The organism is Candidatus Streptomyces philanthi (assembly GCF_059553635.1).
In genome coordinates this window covers 1-21128 of record NZ_JCANQV010000092.1, presented here as the reverse complement: position 1 = coordinate 21128, position 21128 = coordinate 1, and the positions used below count along the sequence as shown (strand labels likewise).

At 70.5% G+C, this 21128-nt stretch carries 18 protein-coding genes, 1 tRNA gene, 2 pseudogenes and 1 riboswitch; of the genes and pseudogenes, 8 read left to right on the top strand and 13 right to left on the bottom strand.

Annotation, left to right across the window (positions count from 1 at the left end):
* Nucleotides 1–589, top strand: a pseudogene (locus AC51EU_RS13715) (hypothetical protein); the annotation flags it as partial.
* 46 nt (nt 590–635) lie between these two features.
* On the opposite strand, the gene AC51EU_RS13710 reads toward AC51EU_RS13715, so the two are convergent.
* Nucleotides 636–956 (bottom strand): hypothetical protein, encoded by a 321-nt coding sequence (locus tag AC51EU_RS13710; protein ID WP_496267162.1) that lies wholly within the window; start codon nt 954–956, stop codon nt 636–638.
* Nucleotides 957–1464: 508 nt separating this feature from the next.
* Here AC51EU_RS13710 and AC51EU_RS13705 point away from each other — a divergent pair.
* Entirely contained in the window at nt 1465–1689 is a 225-nt protein-coding gene (locus AC51EU_RS13705) for a DUF4287 domain-containing protein (RefSeq protein WP_496267161.1), read from the top strand.
* An 83-nt stretch (nt 1690–1772) separates the two neighbouring features.
* Here the strand turns inward: AC51EU_RS13705 and AC51EU_RS13700 are convergent, their stop codons facing one another.
* Nucleotides 1773–2609 (bottom strand): Bax inhibitor-1/YccA family protein, encoded by an 837-nt coding sequence (locus AC51EU_RS13700; protein WP_496267160.1) that lies wholly within the window; start codon nt 2607–2609, stop codon nt 1773–1775.
* A 429-nt stretch (nt 2610–3038) separates the two neighbouring features.
* Here AC51EU_RS13700 and AC51EU_RS13695 point away from each other — a divergent pair, with 429 nt between their 5' ends.
* Nucleotides 3039–3638: an ATP-binding cassette domain-containing protein gene (locus tag AC51EU_RS13695; RefSeq protein WP_496267159.1), complete on the top strand. Its 600-nt coding sequence runs from the start codon at nt 3039–3041 to the stop codon at nt 3636–3638.
* Between the two features lie 259 nt (nt 3639–3897).
* Here AC51EU_RS13695 and AC51EU_RS13690 read toward each other — a convergent pair.
* Nucleotides 3898–3979, bottom strand: a tRNA-Leu gene (locus AC51EU_RS13690).
* A gap of 473 nt (nt 3980–4452) precedes the next feature.
* Between AC51EU_RS13690 and AC51EU_RS13685 the strand changes: the two genes are divergently transcribed.
* Together AC51EU_RS13685 and AC51EU_RS13680 are read left to right on the top strand one after the other, a co-directional pair.
* Complete coding sequence (locus AC51EU_RS13685; protein ID WP_496267158.1) at nt 4453–5235, top strand: ABC transporter ATP-binding protein; 783 nt, start codon at nt 4453–4455, stop codon at nt 5233–5235.
* A gap of 51 nt (nt 5236–5286) precedes the next feature.
* Entirely contained in the window at nt 5287–7812 is a 2526-nt protein-coding gene (locus AC51EU_RS13680; RefSeq protein ID WP_496267157.1) for an ABC transporter permease, read from the top strand.
* A gap of 72 nt (nt 7813–7884) precedes the next feature.
* On the opposite strand, the gene AC51EU_RS13675 is transcribed toward AC51EU_RS13680, so the two are convergent.
* From AC51EU_RS13675 to AC51EU_RS13660, 4 genes are all read right to left on the bottom strand, one after another.
* Complete coding sequence (locus AC51EU_RS13675; protein WP_496267156.1) at nt 7885–9195, bottom strand: class I SAM-dependent methyltransferase; 1311 nt, start codon at nt 9193–9195, stop codon at nt 7885–7887.
* A gap of 198 nt (nt 9196–9393) precedes the next feature.
* Nucleotides 9394–10779: an NAD(P)/FAD-dependent oxidoreductase gene (locus AC51EU_RS13670; RefSeq protein WP_496267155.1), complete on the bottom strand. Its 1386-nt coding sequence runs from the start codon at nt 10777–10779 to the stop codon at nt 9394–9396.
* Nucleotides 10780–11491: 712 nt separating this feature from the next.
* Nucleotides 11492–12307 (bottom strand): class I SAM-dependent methyltransferase, encoded by an 816-nt coding sequence (locus AC51EU_RS13665; protein ID WP_496267154.1) that lies wholly within the window; start codon nt 12305–12307, stop codon nt 11492–11494.
* A 265-nt stretch (nt 12308–12572) separates the two neighbouring features.
* Entirely contained in the window at nt 12573–13625 is a 1053-nt protein-coding gene (locus AC51EU_RS13660) for a helix-turn-helix domain-containing protein (RefSeq protein WP_496267153.1), read from the bottom strand.
* 104 nt (nt 13626–13729) lie between these two features.
* On the opposite strand from AC51EU_RS13660, the pseudogene AC51EU_RS13655 reads away from it, so the two are divergent.
* The 3 genes and pseudogenes from AC51EU_RS13655 to AC51EU_RS13645 form a co-directional block, all read left to right on the top strand.
* Nucleotides 13730–14209, top strand: a pseudogene (locus tag AC51EU_RS13655) (ATP-binding protein); the annotation flags it as partial.
* A 102-nt stretch (nt 14210–14311) separates the two neighbouring features.
* Nucleotides 14312–14851 (top strand): adenylate cyclase, encoded by a 540-nt coding sequence (locus AC51EU_RS13650; protein WP_496267163.1) that lies wholly within the window; start codon nt 14312–14314, stop codon nt 14849–14851.
* A 52-nt stretch (nt 14852–14903) separates the two neighbouring features.
* On the top strand, nt 14904–16031 hold the full coding sequence (locus AC51EU_RS13645) for a radical SAM protein (protein ID WP_496267152.1): 1128 nt from the start codon (nt 14904–14906) through the stop codon (nt 16029–16031).
* An 85-nt stretch (nt 16032–16116) separates the two neighbouring features.
* Here the strand turns inward: AC51EU_RS13645 and AC51EU_RS13640 are convergent, their stop codons facing one another.
* The 6 genes from AC51EU_RS13640 to AC51EU_RS13615 form a co-directional block, all read right to left on the bottom strand.
* Entirely contained in the window at nt 16117–17058 is a 942-nt protein-coding gene (locus tag AC51EU_RS13640; protein ID WP_496267151.1) for a Ppx/GppA phosphatase family protein, read from the bottom strand.
* Complete coding sequence (locus tag AC51EU_RS13635; RefSeq protein ID WP_496267150.1) at nt 17055–17594, bottom strand: DUF501 domain-containing protein; 540 nt, start codon at nt 17592–17594, stop codon at nt 17055–17057. Before AC51EU_RS13635 ends, AC51EU_RS13640 begins: the two co-directional genes overlap by 4 nt.
* Nucleotides 17595–17632: 38 nt before the next feature.
* Nucleotides 17633–18082 (bottom strand): FtsB family cell division protein, encoded by a 450-nt coding sequence (locus tag AC51EU_RS13630; protein WP_496267149.1) that lies wholly within the window; start codon nt 18080–18082, stop codon nt 17633–17635.
* Nucleotides 18083–18265: 183 nt separating this feature from the next.
* Nucleotides 18266–19552 carry a phosphopyruvate hydratase gene (eno, locus tag AC51EU_RS13625; RefSeq protein WP_496267148.1) on the bottom strand — a complete coding sequence of 429 codons (1287 nt, stop codon included), beginning with the start codon at nt 19550–19552 and terminating at the stop codon, nt 18266–18268.
* 265 nt (nt 19553–19817) lie between these two features.
* Nucleotides 19818–20492 (bottom strand): transglycosylase family protein, encoded by a 675-nt coding sequence (locus AC51EU_RS13620; protein WP_496267147.1) that lies wholly within the window; start codon nt 20490–20492, stop codon nt 19818–19820.
* Between the two features lie 4 nt (nt 20493–20496).
* Nucleotides 20497–20665, bottom strand: a riboswitch (cyclic di-AMP (ydaO/yuaA leader).
* A gap of 251 nt (nt 20666–20916) precedes the next feature.
* Nucleotides 20917–21128, bottom strand: a 212-nt coding sequence (locus AC51EU_RS13615) for a LysM peptidoglycan-binding domain-containing protein (RefSeq protein WP_496267146.1), incomplete at its 5' end; no start/stop codon positions are given.

Below are 21128 nucleotides of genomic sequence, written 5' to 3'. Positions count from 1 at the left end.
CGACGGCCCGGCGGACGCGCGCACCGAGCGGCGCGACCTGTCCGACGCCGAGCGGCTGGACAGTCTGCCGTTCCTGCCGCGCCAGGCGGACCTGGCCGGTCTGGAGCCCCTGCTGGGCCCGGACGTGATCGAGCCGATGGGCACGCTGGAGTCCGTGGAGGCGCTGGAGGCCCTGGACGCGCCGGAGTGGGACACGGCCGACGAGGGGGAGGCCGCGGAGCTGGCCGCCGCCCGCCGCCGCCACCCCTCGCACCCCGACTTCACGCCCGCCCCCGTCATCGGCGACCACGAGACCACCGTGGCGCGCCTGGAGCGGCTGGCGGTGGACGCCGTGCCGGTGGCGGACGTACGCCCCGGCCCGCTGGGCACCCTGGACGTCTATGTCTTCACGGACGGTACGACGCTCTGTCTGACCCCCGGCCACCGCGAGACCTCCGAGCGCGTCGCGACCGCGCTGGGCGCCGGGCACGTGCCGGTCCTGCTGGGCGGCTCCGGCATCTCCGGCGCGTACGCGCTGACCTTCGCCTGGGGCGAGGCCCGCCAGGAGAGCGTCTACATCCTGGCCGACCGCGTCATCGCCTCCCGCTGACCCGGGGTGGTGACCCCGCCCGGCCCGCGGAGCGACCACCTCTCCGCTACCAGCGCGCCGCCGTCTCCCGCACCGTCCGTACGGCCTCCGCGAGATCCCCGGCACGGTCCTCGGGCGCGGTGCGCAGGGCCTCGGCCAGGTCGTGCCCGGCCACGGCGAGCTGGTCGCCGACGGCGAACATGCCGGCGTCCGGCAGCTCGTACGGTTCCCGGTCGGGGTCCTCGACGCGCTGCGCGCGGTGCGCCAGCTCCCGCGCGAGGGCGAGCGCCTCGGCGGCGGCGCCCCGGCCAAGGGTGCTCTGCGGCAGCGCCCGCAGACGATCGGCGAAGGCGTCCACGGCGGTCTGCAAGGGCGTCACATCAAGCACGGTACGAGCCTAACCGCTCCCCGGGAGCGGACCGGCGCCCGCCCGATACGGCCTTGGGGCCCTCCGCCCGGCACCCGACCGTTCGTCACATTCCGGCCGAACCAGGCCGCACGGCCCGCCTCCCCCGGCCATCCCGCCCGGCGCACCGGAGACACCCCACCACGCACCACCCGCCCCGTCCGACGCACCCCAACGGACCGGGCCCGCCTCCGTGGACCCCGGCGACCGCCACCGTGTCGTACGCCCCCACCGCGCACGGCCCGGCTCCCGCACCCCACGGACCACCCCTGACCTGCGCCTCCCCCATCCCCCACCCTCGCCCCCGCAAGCTCCGCACCCCCGGCACCACCGTCCCGACGGGAGCGGGCGGAGAGGCCCGGCCCGTCCCCGGCGTCCGCGCGGGGGTGCCGCGACGGCCGCCGCGCATCTGCCACGGGTGGTTGCCAACGTGCGAACGCTGGGGCACGGTGTGCGGAAGAACCGGCAACGAAGGTGTCCGGAGGCGCCGATGTCGCACATCTCCGAAGAGACCCACCGGAATCTGCTCTCCCGTATCCCCCGCTGCACCGGCCGTGAAGTCTCCGAATGGCTGCGCACCCTGGACGAGGGACCCGCCCTCCTCCGCTTCGACGAAAGGGTCAGCTGGCTCCGCGGCGAGCACCAGCTCGCGTACGGGCACGCCAAGGCGATCGTGCACGAACACGGGCTCAGGCGCGCCGCCCGCAAACGCTGAGCGCCACGGAACGCCGAAGGGCCCGCGGGATGTCCCGCGGGCCCTTCGGTCGTCCGGTGCCCCGGTGGTGCCGGGGCGCCGGATCAGTCCCTCAGGATGGAGATCAGTCGCAGCATCTCCATGTAGATCCACACCAGCGTCAGGGTCAGGCCGAACGCCGCCAGCCAGGACTCCTCACGCGGCGCGCCGTAGGCGACGCCGTCCTCGACCTGCTTGAAGTCCAGGGCCAGGAACAGCGCGCCCAGGACGACACCCACCAGGCCGAACACGATGCCCAGGCCGCCGCTGCGGAAGCCGAGGCCGTCACCGCCGCCGAAGACCATGAACAGCATGTTGACCATCGACAGCATGACGAAGCCCATGGCCGCGATCACCACGAAGCGGGTGAAGCGGGCGGTGACCCGGACGATGCGCGTCTTGTAGGCGATGAGCATGGTCACGAAGACCGCCATCGTGCCGAGCACCGCCTGCATCGGGGCGCCCTGCATCTTGGGCATGCTGTTGAGGAAGCCGCTGAGCGCGCCGAGGAAGACGCCCTCCAGCGCCGCGTACGCCAGGATCAGCGCGGGCGACGGCTTGCTCTTGAAGGACTGGACGAAGCCCAGCACCATCGCGACCAGGCCGGCGCCGATGGCGAAGCCGAGGTGCTCGGTCAGGAACAGCCAGCCGACGGTGGCGCCCGCGATCACGGTGCCGAGCGTCATGGCGGTACGCGCCACGACGTCGTCCATCGTCATCGGGCGGGTCTGCGGAACGTACTGCGGCGGTGCCTCGGTCGCGTACGGCGCCTGGGCGTACGGGTTCGCTCCGGCGTAAGGGTTCGCGGCGGGGCCCCCGGCCTGCGGCGCGGCGTTGAAGCCCGCGTAGCCGGTGTCGCGGCTGAACCCCCGACGCGTGAAGACCGGGTTGCTGCTCCTCATCTCACTCCTCCATGGCCGCCCTGCGCGGCCTTCCCACAAGAGTAATGGCTTGGCAAAGACGCGTCGCTAGTTCTTGAGCACGATCTTTCCCGATTTTCCGGGGCGATATCTACGCTACGAGGAGTACGCGCAACCCCCGGAAAAGGTGCCCGGAGAACCACGCCCGTTGACACGGCCTTGACGCCCCCTCGCCTCCCGGGGCCCGCCCCTTACGGCTCCGCCCCCGCCTCCACCCGTCCCCGCCCTCCCCGGGGAAGACACGCGGCACACCACGCGGAGTGGGGAAGGTCACCCGTCCGGGACCCTCGACGGGAATCGGCACATGTGAAGGAAATGCAAAACTTACACCTCATCAGGTGAAACGGGGAGGGGTTTTCCACGCCCCCGGCCCCACCCCCGTGAGTGCCCCGAGAGAAGAGTCTCCGCTCCGTGCCCGTCGAGTTCGCCGACTGTTCCTACCGTCATCGCAAAGGACGGCAGGTCGTCGACCGCCTCTGTTTCACCTTTCCGCGAGGCCGCACGGTCCTGCTGGGCCCCAACGGGGCGGGCAAGACCACGCTTCTCCGGCTGGCGGCCTCTGCCGTCGCACCGTCGGCCGGCGCGGTGCGCTTCGCGGGCATGCGGACGACGGACCGCCGCCGGCTGCGCGAGTACCGCCGGCGGGTCGGCTGGATGCCCCAGGACATCCGCCCCCTGCCCGGGATGCGGGTACGTGAGCAGGTCGCCTACGCGGGGTGGCTCAAGGGGATGAGCCGGGCGCGGGCCTGGGACGCAGCACCCGGCGCCCTCGCCCGGGTGGGATTGGGCAAGCTCGCCGAGCGGTCCGCCGCCGAGCTCTCCGGCGGCCAGCTGCGCCGGGTCGGTATCGCCTCGACGCTCGTGCACGAGGCGGAACTCGTGCTGATGGACGAGCCGACGGCAGGCTTGGACCCGGCGCAGAACGCTGGGTTCCGGCGCGCTCTCGACGTCCTGGCCGGACCGTCCTGGGCCCCCACGCCTCCACCGCCCCTCCCGTCCTGTACGCCCTGACCGTGGCCACGTTCGGGTACGGGGCGGATGCGCGGCCGCACTCGGCGCCCGTCTCGGGCCTTGTCGCCTGGTTCGGCAGTGCGGTGCTGTTGTCGCTGGGGCTATGGGTCACAGTGCGGCGTGACATGCCGGGCCGCCACTGAGACGCTTCCGCTTCGGGCAAGAGAAAGGGGCCTCGGGCCCAATTCCGCCCGCCCGTTCCCCCGGAATCCGTCATTTCGTTTTGAACTGAACCACCGGTACACTCCCCGGTGAGTTGTGCCCGGAGCCGGACTTGAACCGGCACGGCCCGAGGGCCAGCGAGGTTTAAGCTCGCCGTGTCTGCATTCCACCATCCGGGCCTGGGTCCCCCCATGCCGCCCCTGAAGGGGGCAGGACGAGCGTAGCCCGCGGTGTCCCTCGGGCATCGGGACGCGATTCCGAGGTTGTCTTATTTTATTGGCAGCTGAGGGCGCGTCAGGACCGGTCAGGGGCCGTTGTCACACGCCTGCGGCGTCCCTTCGTCAACCCTCCCCGTCTCACGGCACGTGCCCGGATTGACGGAAAGTCGACCTCTGTTCGACGCTCCGGCGCGCTCCTGTGCGCACCGTACCCGCGGGCGACTTTCGTCAGGCGGCCTCTCATCCCCAGGGATGACCGCGTGGCTGACGGCTACGCCCCAGGACTGGGCCCAGGACGGTCACACGGGTTGACGTGCGGGCCGGTTTCCGTGGCGACGATGGAAGGGTCCGCATGACACGGCCCATTGAGCCACCGTCGGAATCCGGCCTCGCGCCCTCCGGCGGACCGCACGTCCCGACAGGAGCCCCACCCCGTGACCACCACCCACTTCGGCGTCCCCTCTGCCAGCTACGCCACGGCGGTGGCCGCCCGCGCCACGGAACTCACCAAGGTCTACGGGGAGGGCGACACCCAGGTCATCGCGCTCGACTCCGTGTCCGTCGAGTTCCACCAGGCCCAGTTCACCGCGATCATGGGCCCCTCCGGGTCCGGCAAGTCGACGCTGATGCACTGCATGGCCGGGCTGGACACGATATCCGGGGGCTCCGCCCGTATCGGCGACACCGAGCTGACCGGCCTGAAGGACAAGAAGCTCACCCAGCTGCGCCGCGACAAGATCGGCTTCATCTTCCAGGCGTTCAACCTGCTGCCCACGCTCACCGCGCTGGAGAACATCACCCTGCCCATGGACATCGCGGGCCGTAAGCCGGACCGCGCCTGGCTGGACCGCGTCGTGGAGACCGTCGGCCTCTCCGGCCGCCTCAAGCACCGCCCGAGCCAGCTCTCCGGCGGCCAGCAGCAGCGCGTCGCGGTCGCCCGCGCGCTGGCCTCCCAGCCCGAGATCATCTTCGCGGACGAGCCCACCGGCAACCTTGACTCCCGCTCCGGCGCCGAGGTCCTCGGCTTCCTCCGCAACTCCGTACGCGAACTGGGCCAGACCGTCGTGATGGTCACCCACGACCCCGTCGCCGCCTCCTACGCGGACCGCGTGGTCTTCCTCGCGGACGGCCGGATCGTCGACGACATGCCCGACCCGACCGCCGACAAGGTGCTGGAGCGGATGAAGGGCTTCGACGCCAAGGGACGCACCAGCTGACCCCCGGCAGCCGACCGCACTTCGCCCCTCTTCTCCAGGACTGACACACCCATGTTCCGTACCGCCTTGCGCAATGTGCTCGCGCACAAGGCCCGGCTGCTGATGACCGTCCTCGCCGTGATGCTCGGCGTGGCCTTCGTCTCCGGCACCCTGGTCTTCACCTCGACCATCTCCGGCGCCCTCCGCGACAGTGCCCTCAAGGGCTACGCCGGCGTCGACGTCGCCATCCAGCCGGACGGCTCCCAGTCCGGCCCCGGCGCCCGTCCCTCCCTCGACCGGAAGCTGCTCGACAAGGCCGCCAAGGTGCCCGGCGCCGCGTCGGCCTCCGGCACGGTCACCGGCTTCACCGCCATCGCCGACAAGAACGGCAAGCTGATCGGCAACGGGTTCTCCACCCGCGGCGGCAACTACTACCCGGGCGCCGACGGCAAGGACGCCCGCTACCCGATGCGTGAGGGCAGCGCCCCGCACGGCACCGGCCAGCTCGCCCTGGACTCCCGGACCGCCGACGAGGCGGGCTACAAGGTCGGCGACACCGTCCGCGTCTCCTTCGACGGACCGGTCCGCGAGACCAGGCTGACCGGCATCTTCACCACCGACGACGGCGCGGTCACGGCCGGCGGCAGCCTCGCGCTGTTCGACGACGCCACCGCCCAGAAGCTGTTCACCGGCCCCGGCCGCTACAGCGAGATCCACGTCAAGGCCGCTCCGGGCACCTCGCAGGCCGCGCTGCTCTCGGAGATCGAGAAGGTGCTGCCCGCCAAGGGCGCCGACGCCTCCACCGGCAAGCAGCTCGCCGACGACGACGCCGAGCAGACCGAGAAGAGCATGGACAGCGTGAAGACGGGCCTCCTGGGCTTCGCCGGCATCGCGCTGTTCGTCGGCATCTTCCTCATCGCCAACACCTTCACCATGCTGGTCGCCCAGCGCACCAAGGAGCTGGCGCTGCTGCGCGCGGTCGGCGCGAGCCGCCGCCAGGTCACCCGCTCCGTGCTGATCGAGGCCATGGTCGTCGGCGCGATCGCCGCCGTCATCGGTCTGGCCATCGGTGTCGGCATCGGCGCCGGAATGCGCGCCCTGATGAGCGGCACCGGCGCGATCGTTCCCGACGGCCCGCTGGTCGTCTCCGTCTCCACCGTCCTGACCGCGCTGGTGGTCGGTGTCGGCGTGACCGTGCTGGCCGCCTGGCTGCCGGGCCGCCGCGCCGCGAAGATCCCGCCGGTCGCCGCGATGAACAGCGTGCACGCCACCGCCACCACCAAGTCGCTGGTCGTCCGCAACACCATCGGCGCGCTCTTCGCGGGCGCCGGTGTCGCCGCCGTCCTGGTCGCCACCGGCATGAAGGACGGCAAGGGCGTGATGGGCCTGGGCGCCGTGCTGCTGCTGATCGGTGTGTTCGTCCTGACGCCGCTGCTGTCCCGTCCGCTGATCGCCCTCGCCGGTCCCGCGCTCCGCGCCTTCGGCATCGCGGGCACCATCGCCCGGCAGAACGCGGTACGCAACCCCCGCCGTACGGCGGCCACCGCCTCCGCCCTGATGGTGGGCCTGACCCTCATCACCGGTCTGACGGTGATCGGGAGCAGCGTCCAGAAGGGCGTGGACAAGATGGCGAGGGATTCCCTCAAGGCCGACTACGTCGTGTCCATGGTCGGTATGACGCCGCTCTCCCCCGAGGTGGAGAAGAATCTCTCCGCCCTGGACGAGGTCACCGCCTCCAGCGCGCTGCGCAGCTCCGCCGCCACCATCGATGACGACACCCACTTCCTGACCGGCGTCAACGGCGCGGCCTTCGGTGAGCTGTCCCGCCTCGACTTCACCTCCGGCTCCCTCGCCGGCCTGGCCGACGGCAAGGCGGTCGTCGACAGCAAAACGGCGAAGAAGCAGGGCTGGAAGGTCGGCTCCCGTGTCCCCGTGACGTTCGAGGACGGCAAGAAGGGGACGCTGACCGTCTCGGGTGTCTTCAAGGGCAACGAGATGTTCCAGCAGATCATCGTCGACAACAGCGTCCTGGGCACGCACCAGAAGCACGTCAGCGACCTCCAGGTGATGGTCAAGACGAAGGACGGCGCCACCGAGGCCACCAAGGACAAGCTGATCGACGCGCTGGGCAAGAACCCGGCGATCTCCGTCCAGGACAAGGAGGACGTCTCCGAGGGCATCTCCCAGTCGGTCAACCTGCTCCTGAACATGCTGTACGCGCTGCTGGCCATGGCCGTGATCGTCGCCGTCCTCGGTGTCGTCAACACGCTGGCGATGTCGGTCTTCGAGCGCTCCCAGGAGATCGGCATGCTGCGCGCCATCGGCCTGGACCGTTCCGGCATCAAGCGCATGGTGCGCCTGGAGTCGCTGGTGATCTCCCTGTTCGGCGGAGTGCTCGGCATCGGGCTCGGGGTGTTCTTCGGCTGGGCCGCCGGTGAGCTGATCAGCTCCTCGCTCACGACGTACGAGCTGGTCCTGCCGTGGGGCCGGATGGGCGTCTTCTTCGCCCTGGCCGCGGTGGTCGGCGTGCTGGCCGCGGTCTGGCCGGCCCGCCGCGCGGCGAAGCTGAACATGCTGGCGGCGATCAAGGCCGAGTGATCGCGCCGCCCGCCTACGGGAGGGGCCCCGGGACCACGCGCGTGGTCCCGGGGCCCCTCCTCGTGCGGCCGGTCAGCCGCGCCAGTCGCGGGCCCGCAGCGCCAGCCCGGAGGCGCCGGAGTCGGGGGTGCGGACGGCCAGCACCTGGTTGACCCCTATGCGGTTGCGCTCGAAGGAGAGCGCGGACGCGGCCATGTAGAGCCGCCAGACCCGGGCCCGTCCCGGGGAGGTGAGCCGTACCGCGGCGCGCCAGTTCTTCTCCAGGTTGGCGACCCACTGCCGCAGCGTCAGCGCGTAGTGCTCGCGGAGCGCCTCCACGTCCCGCACCTCGAACCCGGCGTCCTCCAGCGCCCCCGTCGTCCGGCCGACGGGCGCCAGCTCGCCGTCGGGGAAGACGTACCGGTCGATGAACTCGTCGACCTGGTACGCCTCCTCGTCCGCGAGCGGGCGGCGGGCGATCTGGTGGTTGAGCAGCCGGCCGCCCGGCTTGAGCAGGGCGTACAGGACCCGCGCGTACTCGGCGTAGCGGACGCGTCCGACGTGCTCGGCCATGCCGATCGAGGAGATCGCGTCGAACGGCTCGTCGTGGAGCTCGCGGTAGTCCTGCACCCGGATCTCGACCCGGTCGGCGAGCCCGGCCTCCGCGACCCGCTTGCGGGCGTAGCCGGCCTGCTCCTCGGAGAGGGTGATGCCGACGGCCCGTACGCCGTACTCCCGGGCGGCGTGCAGCACCATCGAGCCCCAGCCGCAGCCGACGTCCAGCAGCCGCTGGCCCTCCTTGAGGCCGAGTTTGCGGCAGATCAGGTCGAGCTTGTCGCGCTGGGCGTCCTCCAGGGTGCCGTCGGGGCCGTCCCAGTAGGCGCAGGAGTAGACCATCGACGGGCCGAGCACCAGCTCGTAGAAGTCGTTGCCGACGTCGTAGTGGTGGCTGATGGCCTCCTTGTCGCGCAGCAGGGTGTGCAGCGGGCCGCGGCGGCGCCGGGCCTCCTCGGCGGGCGGCGCGGGCGGGAGCGGGGTACCGGCGAGGGAGAGGAGTTCACGGGCCGCGGTGCGGACCCCGGGGCGGGCCAGAGCGCGCAGGACGGTGGCGCGCTGCGGGCGGGGCGCGGCCTCGGGGCGCTCCCAGATCAGTCCGGCGAGCAGGTCGAGCGCTTCGTAGAGATCACCGTCGACCTCGATGTCGCCCGCGACCCAGGCGCGGGCCAGGCCCAGTTCGCCGGGTTTGAACAGCAGCCTGCGCAGGGCCCGGCGGTTGCGGACGACGAGGGTGGGTGCCCCCGGAGGGCCGGACTCGCTGTGGTCCCAGGCCCTGATCCGCACGGGAAGCGGGACGCCCAGCACCTCCTCGGCGAGGCGGGTGAGCCGTCCAGCGGCGTCTGCCATGTCGCGCACCTCCGTATGACGAGTCGGGCTCAGAAGTTTCACCCAGCACGTAAACGTCAAACCGGCACCGGAGTAGTCCCGTTCACCCGTAAGGGAACGGCAAAACACCCGGCGCTCCGGAAGTGGACACGCCGAAGGGCGCCCGCCCCACGGATGGCGGACGCCCTTCGGGCCGGCCGGGTCTCCCCGGCCGGTGGCTCAGCTGGCCTTGGCCTTCGGCTTGTCGTCGGCCGAGGCGGCGGGCTTGGGGGCCGGCTTGGCGGCCTCGTAGAACTCCTCGCGGGGGTTCTGCATGGCGCTCAGGGAGACGACCTCGCGCTTGAGGAACATCGCGAGGGTCCAGTCGGCGAAGACCCGGATCTTGCGGTTGAACGTCGGCATGGCCATGCCGTGGTACGCACGGTGCATGTACCAGGCGAGACGGCCCTTGAGCTTGATCTTGCTCTTGCCCACGACGATCATCGCGACGCCCTTGTGCAGGCCCAGACCCGCGACGGCGCCCTTGTTGGCGTGGCTGTACTCCTTCTGCGGGAAGCCCCGCATACCGGCCACCACGTTGTCGCCGAGGACCTTGGCCTGCCGCAGCGCGTGCTGCGCGTTCGGCGGGCACCAGGCGTTCTCGTTGCCGTTCCGGCGGCCGACCATGTCCGGGACCTGGGCGTTGTCGCCCGCGGCCCAGATGTAGTCGGTGCCCTGCACCTGGAGGGTGGGGGCGGTGTCGACGTGACCGCGCGGGCCCAGCGGCAGGCCGAAGCGGGCCAGCGCCGGGTTGGGCTTGACGCCGGCGGTCCACACGATGGTGTTGGCGTCGACCTCCAGGCCGTTGTTCAGCACCACGTGGCCGTCCACGCAGGAGTCCATGCCGGTCTTGAGGTAGACCTCGACACCGCGGCCCTCAAGGTGCTCCTTGCCGTAGGCGCCGAGCTTGGGGCCCACCTCGGGGAGGATCTTGTCGGCGACGTCGACGAGGAGGAACCGCATGTCCTCGCGCTTGACGTTCTTGTAGTACTTCGCGGCGTCGCGGGCCATGTCCTCGACCTCACCGACGGTCTCCGCACCCGCGAAGCCACCGCCGATGAACACGAAGGTCAGCGCCTTGCGACGGACCTCCTCGTCGGTCGTGGAGTCGGCCTTGTCGAGCTGCTCCAGGACGTGGTTGCGCAGGCCGATGGCCTCCTCCACGCCCTTCATGCCGATGCCGTTCTCGGCCAGGCCGGGGATCGGGAAGGTACGGGAGACCGCGCCCATCGCGATGACCAGGTAGTCGAAGGGCAGCTCGTACGACTCGCCGACCAGCGGGGCGATCGTGGCGACCTTGCGGTCCTGGTCGATGGTGGTCACCCGCCCGGTGAGCACCTCCGCCTTGGGCAGCACCCGTCGTAGCGGGACCACGACATGGCGCGGGGAGATGCTGCCGGCGGCAGCTTCAGGGAGGAAGGGCTGGTACGTCATGTACGACCGGGGGTCGACGACCGTGACGGTCGCCTCTCCGTACCGCATCTTCTTGAGGATGCGGCGTGCCGCGTACAGGCCTACGTACCCACCGCCTACAACGAGGATCCTGGGACGCTCCGTGGTGCTCATGCAATCGAGTATCCACCCCCTCTTAAGGGGTCGCTCGTGAGCCCCTTCACAAGGATCGGAAGGGCATCTGCTACACTCCGCCGCCCCGTGACGGACGCCATACCCCGCCACGGGAACCAGCGCCCCCTTCAACGCGTTGGACACCCGCCGTGATCAGGGATTGTGAACACCCGGCCGACTGGACCACACGCCGTGCAACCACACCCCCGACAACGGAATCACCGCGCTTTCCCGGGCCCCGAGGGTCTTAAGACCTTCGAACGAGGGCCCAACGGCCGCTTTCCTCACCCCTCGGGCATCTTTTTCATGTGAAGGATTTCACGAACTTTTTTTGCCTACGGGGTCGCGCGGGCCCCACGGAGCGACCGCACGGCCCCTCGCCCGACACCGGCACCACCCAAGAACGGGACCGGACGGGCACATTGGACCACGCCCACCGGAGCCCGCGAGGGCGCCCGAATCCATGATCACCCCGCCGTGCCGCCTCTTTATATTGGGGCCATGCGTCATGGAACCATGACCGAAGTATCGGCGATCACCCTCCTGACCACCGGCGCCACCCTGCTCGCCGCGGGCGCCCTCCTCCCCGCCGGCTTCCTCCGGGGCCTGGCCCTCGGCTCCGGCCTCGCGGCGGCCCTGACGGGCGCGGTACGACGAGCCGGCGAGGCACGCCGAGGGGGCGGGCCAGGCGCGATTCCACCGTCCCGTCCCCCTACTTGCCGCACACCAGAAGGCCGCCGAGCGCGTTGATCTCGAACGCGCCGTGGCGGTCGATGTGATCGGCGACGAGCACACGCGCCCGCTCGATGGTGGCTTCGAAGGGCACGGCGTGCTGTGCCGCCCATGCCCGGTACGACCGCATGTGAGCGATCACCGGGTCCGGAGTCGGTACCGCGATCACACCCGGTAGCTCGATGACCTCGACGGTGCCGAACTCCGCGCCAAGGAAGCCACGCGCCTTCTCCAAGGGGAATCGTGCGCTGAGGGAGATCCGGGACGGGCCGCGGTCCATGCCGAGGACATCGCCCGCGGCGCGCTCCCACAGACGGTCGAGTTCGGCCTTGTCGTGCTCGCTGTTCGTCGACACGATGACGACACCGTCGTCGGCGACAACCCGGGCCAGCTCGGCCACTGCCCGCGGAATGTCGGCAACGTGGTAGAGCATGTGCATGGCCAGTGCCGCGTTGGCACTCCGGGAGGAAAGCGGAAGGCGTTCGGCGTCCGCCACGGCCACCGGGCGCGGAAGCTCGTCCAGAATGCCGGACGAGACATCGAGGCCCAGAACGTGAAGGTCCGGGCGCTGCGCGTTCAGGCGCTTGAGGAACTTCCCGTTGCCGCACCCGACGTCGACCACGGCCCCTCGCACATCGGCCAAGCCCTCGACCACCAGGCCAGGGAGGTCATGACTCGGCCGTTGCCACTCGTAAAGGGACTGCCGCGCGGCGAGGTCCCTTTCGTCCCGGTAGGCGCTGCCGGTAAGGATGGAACGGTCCGTCACGGCGTTGGGCTCGGTCGGCAGACCGGTCATGGGCGCCACTCCTGTCCCCCGGCCGAAAGTGCTGGGGCCATGACGACCTCCTTGAGTCGTTCGCGCAGGTGTGAGACCTGGGTCGATCCACGGTATTCGGGCGAGCCAAGTTCGACACTGATCTCGCCGAGCCGCCGCGCGATGCTCGCGGATCGCCTCTCGGGACGGGCGTCGAGAACGAACCCGAGCATGGCCTCAGTCCCCTCGATGTGGCCGGCCTTCATGTGACCTCGCGCTATGTCCAAATGGGCCGCGAACAGATCCCCTACGGATTGATCAGCACCGTCTGCACTCCGGTACAGGCGTACGGCGGTCTCGGCGCTGGTGATGGCCGATTGCACATGGCATGGTCCTCCAATGGCGAGATGGGTGGTTCCCGCATAGGCGAACTGCTTGGCCACCGGAAAGCTGAAGATGCCGGGGAATTCGTCTTCTTCCTGGGACTGCTCCCGCCGACGTTGTGCGGTCTCCAGAGCCACCGCGGCACCGCTCCGGTCACCTGCCACCGCCAGGACCGGGCTTCCAGGCCGGCCAGTCGCGCACCGATACTGCCCGGAGCGGAGAACCGCTGCCCCGCTCGGGCCAGCTCGGCTGCCTGCTGCGGAGCGCCGTTCCAGAACGCGATGACGGACTGTACCGCGCGGACCCATGCCCGCAGACCGTTGTGCCCGACAAGGTCGGCGCATGCCCAAGCGGCCCGCGAATGGGCCGCGGCGGATTCGTAGTCGCCGGCATCGAGGCACACATGCGCGGAGAGCCCGCACAGATGCCCGGCGAGCAGGTACAGCTCATGTGTGTCCACCGGGCGCTGACGACCTTTCAGCAGCTCGAACGTGGCACGCCTCAGGTCACCGATCTCCCCGTACAACTCGGGCAGCGGGTGGCTGACATAGTGGCGCGCCAACCGTGTGACGTCGGCGTGGAGCCCTTCAAGCGCTGCCGAGCTGGTGTTACTGACCGCGATGAAGCGCGTGAACTCGGTTGCCTCGGCGGCATCGGCAGCAAGCCCCCTCCGCGTCGGTGGCTGTCCCACCTTCGGCACGAGCACGGTCGGCGTTGGCGAAGGCTCCTTCCGCCGCCGCCTACTGACCGCGGCGGCGCGGTCGAGCACAGCTGCCTCGACCCCGAACACGTCCGCGAGGTAGCTGCGCACCCGTGCTGTGGGGATGCGCTTCTCCCGCAGATACCGGCTGATCTCCTTGCCCGTGATGGTCGCTCGTCCATCACGTTCGTTGATCTCCTCAGCGATCCGCTGATGAGTCATTCCGCTCTCATCGCGAAGCCGCGCCAGAAGTTCGCCGATGCCCTCCGGCCCCATGTGCTCTCTCCCTTGCGGCACACCGTCCGGCCCCCATTCTGGCCCCCTTGTTGGCCCCCTCCCAGGCTCCCGACACCATCGAGCGACAGCGGTTGGCTGGTTACATGCCCTCGCAGCCTCCCTTCCCGCTGTTGCACCCGCCCCAGCAGACAGAGCACGACGCAGGCACACACGCGCCTCGTGTCAGCACTCCGCCCCCACGAGGCGAGGTAGACGTGCATGTGACGAAAGAGCGGATGTTCAGCCGACGGCGTACGGCCGCAGGTGCGGCCCGTGCCTTCGTCGTCGGCGTCATGCGCGCTGCCGGCCTTGAGGACCGCGTCGAAGAGGTACGTCTGTGTACCTCGGAGTTGACGACGAACGCCCTCGCGCACGGCAGCCCGCCCGGACGCAACATCCTGGTACGGACCGTCATCGACGGCACCCGGCTGCGCATCGAGGTGCACGATGCCGGGGATGGAATGCCCCGCCTCCGCACCGCCGCCAGCACGGACGAGCCCCACGGCCACGGCCTGGTCCTCGTGGAAGCCCTGGCCGACGACTGGGGAGTCACACCGCGCTCCGGGCCCGGGAAGATCGTCTGGGCCGAGTTCACGCTCGCTCCCGTCTCAGGGGCAGTCGTCTGCTCCCCTCCCTGTGGTGGCATCGCCCTCACACCCGTACCGCAATCACGTCAAAGGAGAACCATGGCCGCCATCGAGTACGAGGCGAAGGTCCTGGACATCGACCTCGCGAAGACCACCCGGCTCATCACCGACGCCGGCGGCGTCCTGCGCACCGGGTCCCGGCTCATGCGCCGGTATGTCTACGAGACGGTCCCCGCCGTCCCCGGCCGGTGGGTGCGCCTGCGGGACACCGGCACCGTCACCACCCTGTGCGTCAAGGAGATCTCCTCCGACCGGATCGACGGGACGCGGGAGACGGAAACCACCGTCGGTTCGTTCGAGGAGACCCACGCGCTGCTCGGCCTCATGGGGATCACGCACCGGAGCTACCAGGAGAACCGGCGCACCTCGTTCCTCCTCGGGACCGTCCGTCTGGAGATCGACGAGTGGCCCCGCATCCCTCCCTACCTGGAGATCGAGGCCGATGACGAGGCACAGGTGCGGGCGGCGGCCGACGCGCTCGGATTCGATGCCGCCCGGCTGACGGCGATCAACACCACCAAGGTCTACGACCGCTACGGCATCGACCTCGGCTCGATCGCCGACCTGCGCTTCGCGTAGGGCAGCGTCCACCCCGGCCGGGTCCGTCCCGCCGGTACGGAAGAAGGGCATCATGCACGACCTCAGCAGCCTGCCGGTCGAGGTCAGGCCGGACCGCACCTTACGCGTAAAGATCATCGACGCCTGCGGTCTCGCCTGCACCTTCTGCCACAACGAAGGCACCCCCGTCACCGCCGACAACGCTGGACGCGCCGCCGACGCCTTCACCGGCACCCCGGGCCGCTCCGGGCGCGTCTCGATCTACCTCAAGACCAACGGCGCCGGCTTCCTGCCAGCCCGCATCCCCGCCGACTCCGACTTCGCCCTCGCCCTCGCCGCCGTCCGCGGCAGCCTGCCCACCAACGAAGTCCACTTCACCGGCGGAGAACCCACCCTCCACCCCGACCTGCCCGGCCTCATCCGCATCGCCCGCCGCCTCGGCCTGACCGTCGGACTCACCAGCAACGGCGAGAACGGCGCCGCCGTCCTGCCCACATGCGCGGCGGCCGGCCTCGACCGCGTCAACCTGTCCGTCTTCGGCACCACCCCCGACGAACTCGCCGCCGTCCAAGCCCCGCGCCTCGCCTCACCAAAACTGGCAGCACGCAAGCTGGCCGCACTGGACGCCACGATCGAGACCGCCACGGCGCACGGCGTCAAGGTCTCCGCGAACATCGTCATCCCCGACCACAACCACGTGGCACGAGTACTCCGCATCATCGAACGGCACGGGCGCACCGTCACCGTACGCATGCTCGTCAACCTGGAGGACGACGGCGCGTCCCTCGCCGCCATGCAAGAAGTCGTCGACCACCTCGGAGCGGTACCGGTCCGCCGCATCATCACCGCCGGCGCCTCCGACCAGCGCGTCCGCTACCGCCTCCCGGACGGCCGCACGCTCTACACCAAGAGCATCCGCCCCGTGCGCCTCCCGCAGACCTGCGCCGACTGCCGCTTCAACAATGCCGACGACTGCCAGGAGGGCTACTACGGCGTCCGCATGTACCGCGCCACCGACGGACCCTTCATGATCGGCGTCTGCCTCCAACGCATGGACCTCTGCATGACCCTCGGCGAATTCGTCATGAGCCAACGCTGCCGCGAAGTCACCACCTTCCGCGACGACGAAACCGCACGCCTCACCCGCCTGCACACACCGGCAGCGCCCGCACCGGCCCCTGAACCCGAGAGGAGGCCGTGACGCGGACGATCAGCGGCGCCCCAGGAGCATCATTGGGGCGCCACCTCACCGCGGTCGGCCGCGGATCTCGGCCCGCGGATCTCCGTCAGGCGATGCTCCAGCCGATCCCGTCCAGGATGTCGTGCTCGCTGACGACGACCTCCTGGGCGCCGGTCCGCTCCATGACGGACAGCAGGACGAGGGCGCCGGAGGCGATGACGTCGGTGCGGCCGGGGTGGATGACGGGGTTGGCGGCGCGTTCGGTGTGGGTGGAGGCCAGGAGGCGGTGGGTGATGTCGCGGACCTGGGTGAGGGGGATGCGGGAGTGGTGGATGGCGGTGGAGTCGTAGCGGTCCAGGCCCAGGGCGAGGGCGGCGACGGTGGTGACCGAGCCGGCGAGGCCGACGAGGGTGGGGGCGTCGGTGAGGGGGACGGTGCGTTCGGCCTCGTCGAGCGCCGCGGTGATGTCGGCCTTGACGGCGGCGATCTGAGCGGGCGTCGGAGGGTCGGTGAGGGCGCCGTCGTTCAGCAGATGACGTTCGGTCATGCGGACGCAGCCGATGTCGACCGAGCGGGCCGCCTGGACGGAGTCGGAGCCGAGGACGAACTCCGTGGAGCCGCCGCCGATGTCGACGACCAGGTAGGGGCGCGGCAGGTCGTCGCGTCCGGCGAGTTCCTTGGTGGCGCCGGTGAAGGAGAACGCGGCCTCCTGGTCGCCGGTGATCACCTCGGGTTCGACGCCGAGGATGCCGACGACGCCGCGGACGAAGTCGTCACGGTTCTCGGCGTCGCGTGAGGCGGAGGTGGCGACGAAGCGGACGCGTTCGGCGCCGTGGCGCTCGATGGCGTCGGCGTACTCGCGGCAGGCGGCGAAGGTGCGTTCCAGGGCCTCGGGCGCCAGCCGGCCGGTGCGGTCCACGCCCTGGCCGAGCCGGACGATCCGCATCCGGCGGTCGAGTTCCGTCAGCTCCCCGGTGGCCGGGTCGGCGTCGGCGATCAGCAGGCGGATGGAGTTGGTGCCGCAGTCGACGGCGGCGACCCGCGTCATTCGGCGTCCCCCTCGGCGTCGGCGCAGGGGCTGACGCAGGGGCCCTTGCGCCACCACTCGGGCAGCATGGCGATCGCCTCGTCACCGAGCGGGTTGACGCCGGGGCCCGCGGCGAGCGAGTGGCCGACCAGGACGTGCAGGCACTTGACGCGGTCGGGCATCCCGCCGGCGCTGGGGAAGCCCTCCAGGACCTCGATGGCGTCGCGGCGCCGGATGTAGTCCTCGTGCGCGGCGCGGTAGGCGGCGGCGAGTTCCGGGTCGGTGGCCAGGCGCTCGGTCATCTCCTTCATCACGCCGTTGGCCTCCAGCGTGCCGATCGCGGAGGCGGCGCGCGGGCAGGTCAGGTAGTAGAGCGTGGGGAAGGGGGTGCCGTCCTCCAGGCGCGGGGCGGTCTCGACGACGTCCGGCTGGCCGCAGGGGCAGCGGTGGGCGATGGCGCGCAGGCCGCGCGGGGGGCGGCCGAGCTGCTCCTTGAAGGCGGCGATGTCCGCGGCGGTGGGGGCGGTGGGCTCGGTGTGGGGAGGAGGGGTGTCCATGGGCGCTTTCAGTGTGGTGAGGCAGGGGGGACGGGTGGTCACTTCTTGTCGGCGGAGTCGATGCCGTCCCAGAGGTTCTTGTACCAGGGGCGTTCCTCGGCCTCGGAGTTCCGCCGGGTGCCGGTGCCGGTGCCGTCCTTGACGAGGTAGCCGGTCTCCCCCGGTCTGACGTAATGCAGGTGCAGCCGGGCCTGCTGCTCGACGTAGGCGGGGTCCTTCCAGCGGGCCTTCTCGTCGCGCAGCCGGTCGAGTTCGCGGCCCGCCTCCTCGGCCTTGCGGCGCTGTTCGGCGATGTCGGAGCGCTGCGAGACGTACTGCCGTATCGGGTAGGCGAGCGCGACGATCAGGGAGCACATCACCAGGGCGAGCAGGGCGGCCCGGCCGGTGAGGCGGTTGCGGCGGGGCCGCCGGGCGCGCTGGACGCGGGCGGCGGCCTGTTCGCCGAACGCTCTGAGTCGGGTCGCGGTCGAGAACCGGTCCGCGGTCACGTCGCCTCCCCTGGCTTGCCGGCTTGTCTGCGGTACGAACGTACGCCCCCGGACGGCGCGCCGTGCCGCGCCACCCGCCCGGGTGCTGCCGGGAGGGTCACCAGCGCAGCCGTCCCCGGCAACGGTACGGGACCGTGGCCGGGGACGCGTGGACGTGCGGCGTACCGGGAGGTACGGGCGGTGTTACTGCGCGGGGCGGAACCGCGGGAACGCGGAGCGGCCCGCGTACACGGCGGCGTCGTCGAGGATCTCCTCGATGCGCAGCAGCTGGTTGTACTTGGCGACGCGCTCGGAGCGGGCCGGGGCGCCGGTCTTGATCTGGCCGCAGTTGGTGGCGACGGCGAGGTCGGCGATGGTGACGTCCTCGGTCTCGCCGGAGCGGTGGGACATCATGCACTTGAAGCCGTTGCGCTGGGCCAGCTCGACGGCGTCCAGGGTCTCGGTCAGCGAGCCGATCTGGTTGACCTTGACGAGCAGGGCGTTGGCGGAGCCCTCCTCGATGCCGCGGGCCAGGCGCTCGGGGTTGGTGACGAACAGGTCGTCGCCGACGAGCTGGACCTTGGCGCCGAGGCGGTCGGTGATGACCTTCCAGCCGGCCCAGTCGTCCTCGAACAGCGGGTCCTCGATGGAGACCAGCGGGTAGGCCGCGACCAGCTCCTCGTAGTACTCCGTCATCTGGGCGGCGGAGCGCTCCTCGCCCTCGAAGAGGTACTTGCCGTCCTTGTAGAACTCGGAGGCGGCGACGTCCAGGGCGAGCGCGATGTCCTGGCCGGGGACGTAGCCGGCCTCCCGGATCGCCTCCAGGATGAGGTCCAGGGCCTCGCGGTTGGAGCCGAGGTTGGGGGCGAAGCCGCCCTCGTCGCCGAGGCCGGTGGCCAGGCCCTTGGCCTTGAGGACCTTCTTGAGGGTGTGGTAGACCTCGGCGCCCCAGCGCAGGGCCTCGGAGAAGGACTCCGCGCCGATCGGGGCGATCATGAACTCCTGGATGTCCACGTTGGAGTCGGCGTGCGACCCACCGTTGAGGATGTTCATCATCGGGACGGGCAGGACGTGCGCGTTCGGGCCGCCGAGGTAGCGGAACAGCGGGAGGTCGCTGGCCTCGGAGGCGGCGTGCGCGACGGCGAGGGAGACACCCAGGATGGCGTTGGCGCCGAGGGAGCCCTTGTTGTCCGTGGCGTCCAGGTCGAACATGGCCTGGTCGATCAGGCGCTGCTCGGTCGCGTCGTAGCCGACGAGCTCCGGGCCGATCTGCTCGATGACGGCCAGGACGGCCTTCTCGACACCCTTGCCCTGGTAGCGGTTGGGGTCGCCGTCCCGCAGCTCGACGGCCTCGAAGGCACCGGTGGAGGCACCGGACGGCACGGCGGCACGGCCGGTGCTGCCGTCGTCGAGGCCGACCTCGACCTCGACCGTGGGATTACCTCGCGAGTCGAGAATTTCGCGGGCTACGACGACGTCGATGGACGGCACGTTGTCTCCTTCATGGGGTTCTGGAGTTCTGCAGCACGAGCCTAACGGCCTCGGGCCGCTCCGCTCGCCCTCGGCCCGCGCCCGGGAACGAAGAACGCCCCAAAGCCGCAGTTCATGGGCCGTATGGGGACATTGTTCGCCGAGCGGGGAAAGGTGCGCTTTCGGGAAGGGCACGCCGTTGTGTCCGGGACCAGGGTACGGAGAAGCCCCGCCCGGCGCGCCGTGGGGACGCTGCGCCGTGCGGGGCTGGCTCGCGGGACGGGACTCAGACGTTGAGCTTCTGGCCCGGGAAGATCAGGTTGGGGTTGCCGCCGATCACGGACTTGTTGTTCGCGTAGACGGTCTTCCAGTTGGAGCCGTGCGCCTTGGCGATCTTGGCGAGGGTGTCGCCCGCCTTGACGGTGTAGTTGCCGTGGCCCATGGAGCGCTGCGGGGCGGGAGCGGTGTGGCTGCGCTGCGGCGCCGGGGTGGCCTTGCGGACGGTCGGGGCCTGCTGCTTCTGCTGCGGCGCGGACTGGACGCGCGGCTTGGAGGTGCCGGCGGAGGGGTTGACGTTGGCGGCGGGGCCGCCGGCGGTCAGGCCGCCCTTGCCGGCGCAGCCCCAGGCGCCCGGGCCCTGCATGGCGAGCAGGCGCTCGGCGACGGCGATCTGCTGGGCCTTGGTGGCCAGGTCGGCGCGCGGGGCGTACTTGGTGCCGCCCGCGGCGGCCCAGCTGGAGTTGGAGAACTGGAGGCCGCCGTAGTAGCCGTTACCGGTGTTGATCGACCAGTTGCCACTGGACTCGCACTGGGCGACCCGGTCCCAGGTCTCGACGGAGGCGGCGTTGGCGGAGGAGGCACCCATCAGCGGGGCGGCCACCGCGGCGCCTGCGACACCCGCGAGGGTCGCGACGCGGACGGCCTTGGACGGACGGCGGTGCTTGCCCTTGTTGGTCAGCATTCTGCGTATTCCTCACCGACGCCTACGAGGTGAGCTGTCGGGTTCGGACTGTGAGTTGCCCGGCCGTGTGCGTGGTGCACGTGGCTTCACCCCAAGCCGGTCCGGTCCGCTGTCGCGGATCTCGCCGGCGCCTACCTTGGTTCCCCCGCTCCTGCCTTCGGCGCTTGCGCGTCGACCGCCTTCGACCCACCGGCAGGATTCGGCGTGTGAGCGAAGGGCTCGCTTTGGCGAGCGGTCCTGACCTAAACACGAACTTCGTTGTGGTTCAAACCCCGACTTCTGAACCAAGTCGACTGTTTATGACCGTAGTTTGGTCATATTTCCGCAGGTCGGGCGCGGTATGGATTCTGTGAATGGCGGGGACACGCCGGGAAGGCAACGAGACCCATGTCTCACTTTTGCCAAACCCGGCAAAAGCCGCGAACTACTCCGTCTGCCGGCCCAGATCGAGGACCTGACCAGGATGGATGAGGTCCGCGTCGTCCCCCACGACCTTCTTGTTGCGCTCGTAGAGCGCGGACCATCCACCGGGCAGTTCATGGCTGTCCGCGATCGCTGACAAGTTGTCACCAGCCCGTACGGAATAGGCCGTACCGTCCGGCGGCGTGGTGGTCCGCTCACCGCCGCGCGAGGCGT

Bases quoted from the DNA above. Each gene is read 5' to 3' on its own strand.
- AC51EU_RS13705 (WP_496267161.1), top strand. From the start codon at position 1,465: ATGTCGCACATCTCCGAAGAGACCCACCGGAATCTGCTCTCCCGTATC.
- AC51EU_RS13700 (WP_496267160.1), bottom strand. From the start codon at position 2,609: ATGAGGAGCAGCAACCCGGTCTTCACGCGTCGGGGGTTCAGCCGCGAC.
- AC51EU_RS13680 (WP_496267157.1), top strand. From the start codon at position 5,287: ATGTTCCGTACCGCCTTGCGCAATGTGCTCGCGCACAAGGCCCGGCTG.
- AC51EU_RS13675 (WP_496267156.1), bottom strand. From the start codon at position 9,195: ATGGCAGACGCCGCTGGACGGCTCACCCGCCTCGCCGAGGAGGTGCTG.
- AC51EU_RS13670 (WP_496267155.1), bottom strand. From the start codon at position 10,779: ATGAGCACCACGGAGCGTCCCAGGATCCTCGTTGTAGGCGGTGGGTAC.
- AC51EU_RS13665 (WP_496267154.1), bottom strand. From the start codon at position 12,307: ATGACCGGTCTGCCGACCGAGCCCAACGCCGTGACGGACCGTTCCATC.
- AC51EU_RS13660 (WP_496267153.1), bottom strand. From the start codon at position 13,625: ATGGGGCCGGAGGGCATCGGCGAACTTCTGGCGCGGCTTCGCGATGAG.
- AC51EU_RS13650 (WP_496267163.1), top strand. From the start codon at position 14,312: ATGGCCGCCATCGAGTACGAGGCGAAGGTCCTGGACATCGACCTCGCG.
- AC51EU_RS13645 (WP_496267152.1), top strand. From the start codon at position 14,904: ATGCACGACCTCAGCAGCCTGCCGGTCGAGGTCAGGCCGGACCGCACC.
- AC51EU_RS13640 (WP_496267151.1), bottom strand. From the start codon at position 17,058: ATGACGCGGGTCGCCGCCGTCGACTGCGGCACCAACTCCATCCGCCTG.
- AC51EU_RS13635 (WP_496267150.1), bottom strand. From the start codon at position 17,594: ATGGACACCCCTCCTCCCCACACCGAGCCCACCGCCCCCACCGCCGCG.
- AC51EU_RS13620 (WP_496267147.1), bottom strand. From the start codon at position 20,492: ATGCTGACCAACAAGGGCAAGCACCGCCGTCCGTCCAAGGCCGTCCGC.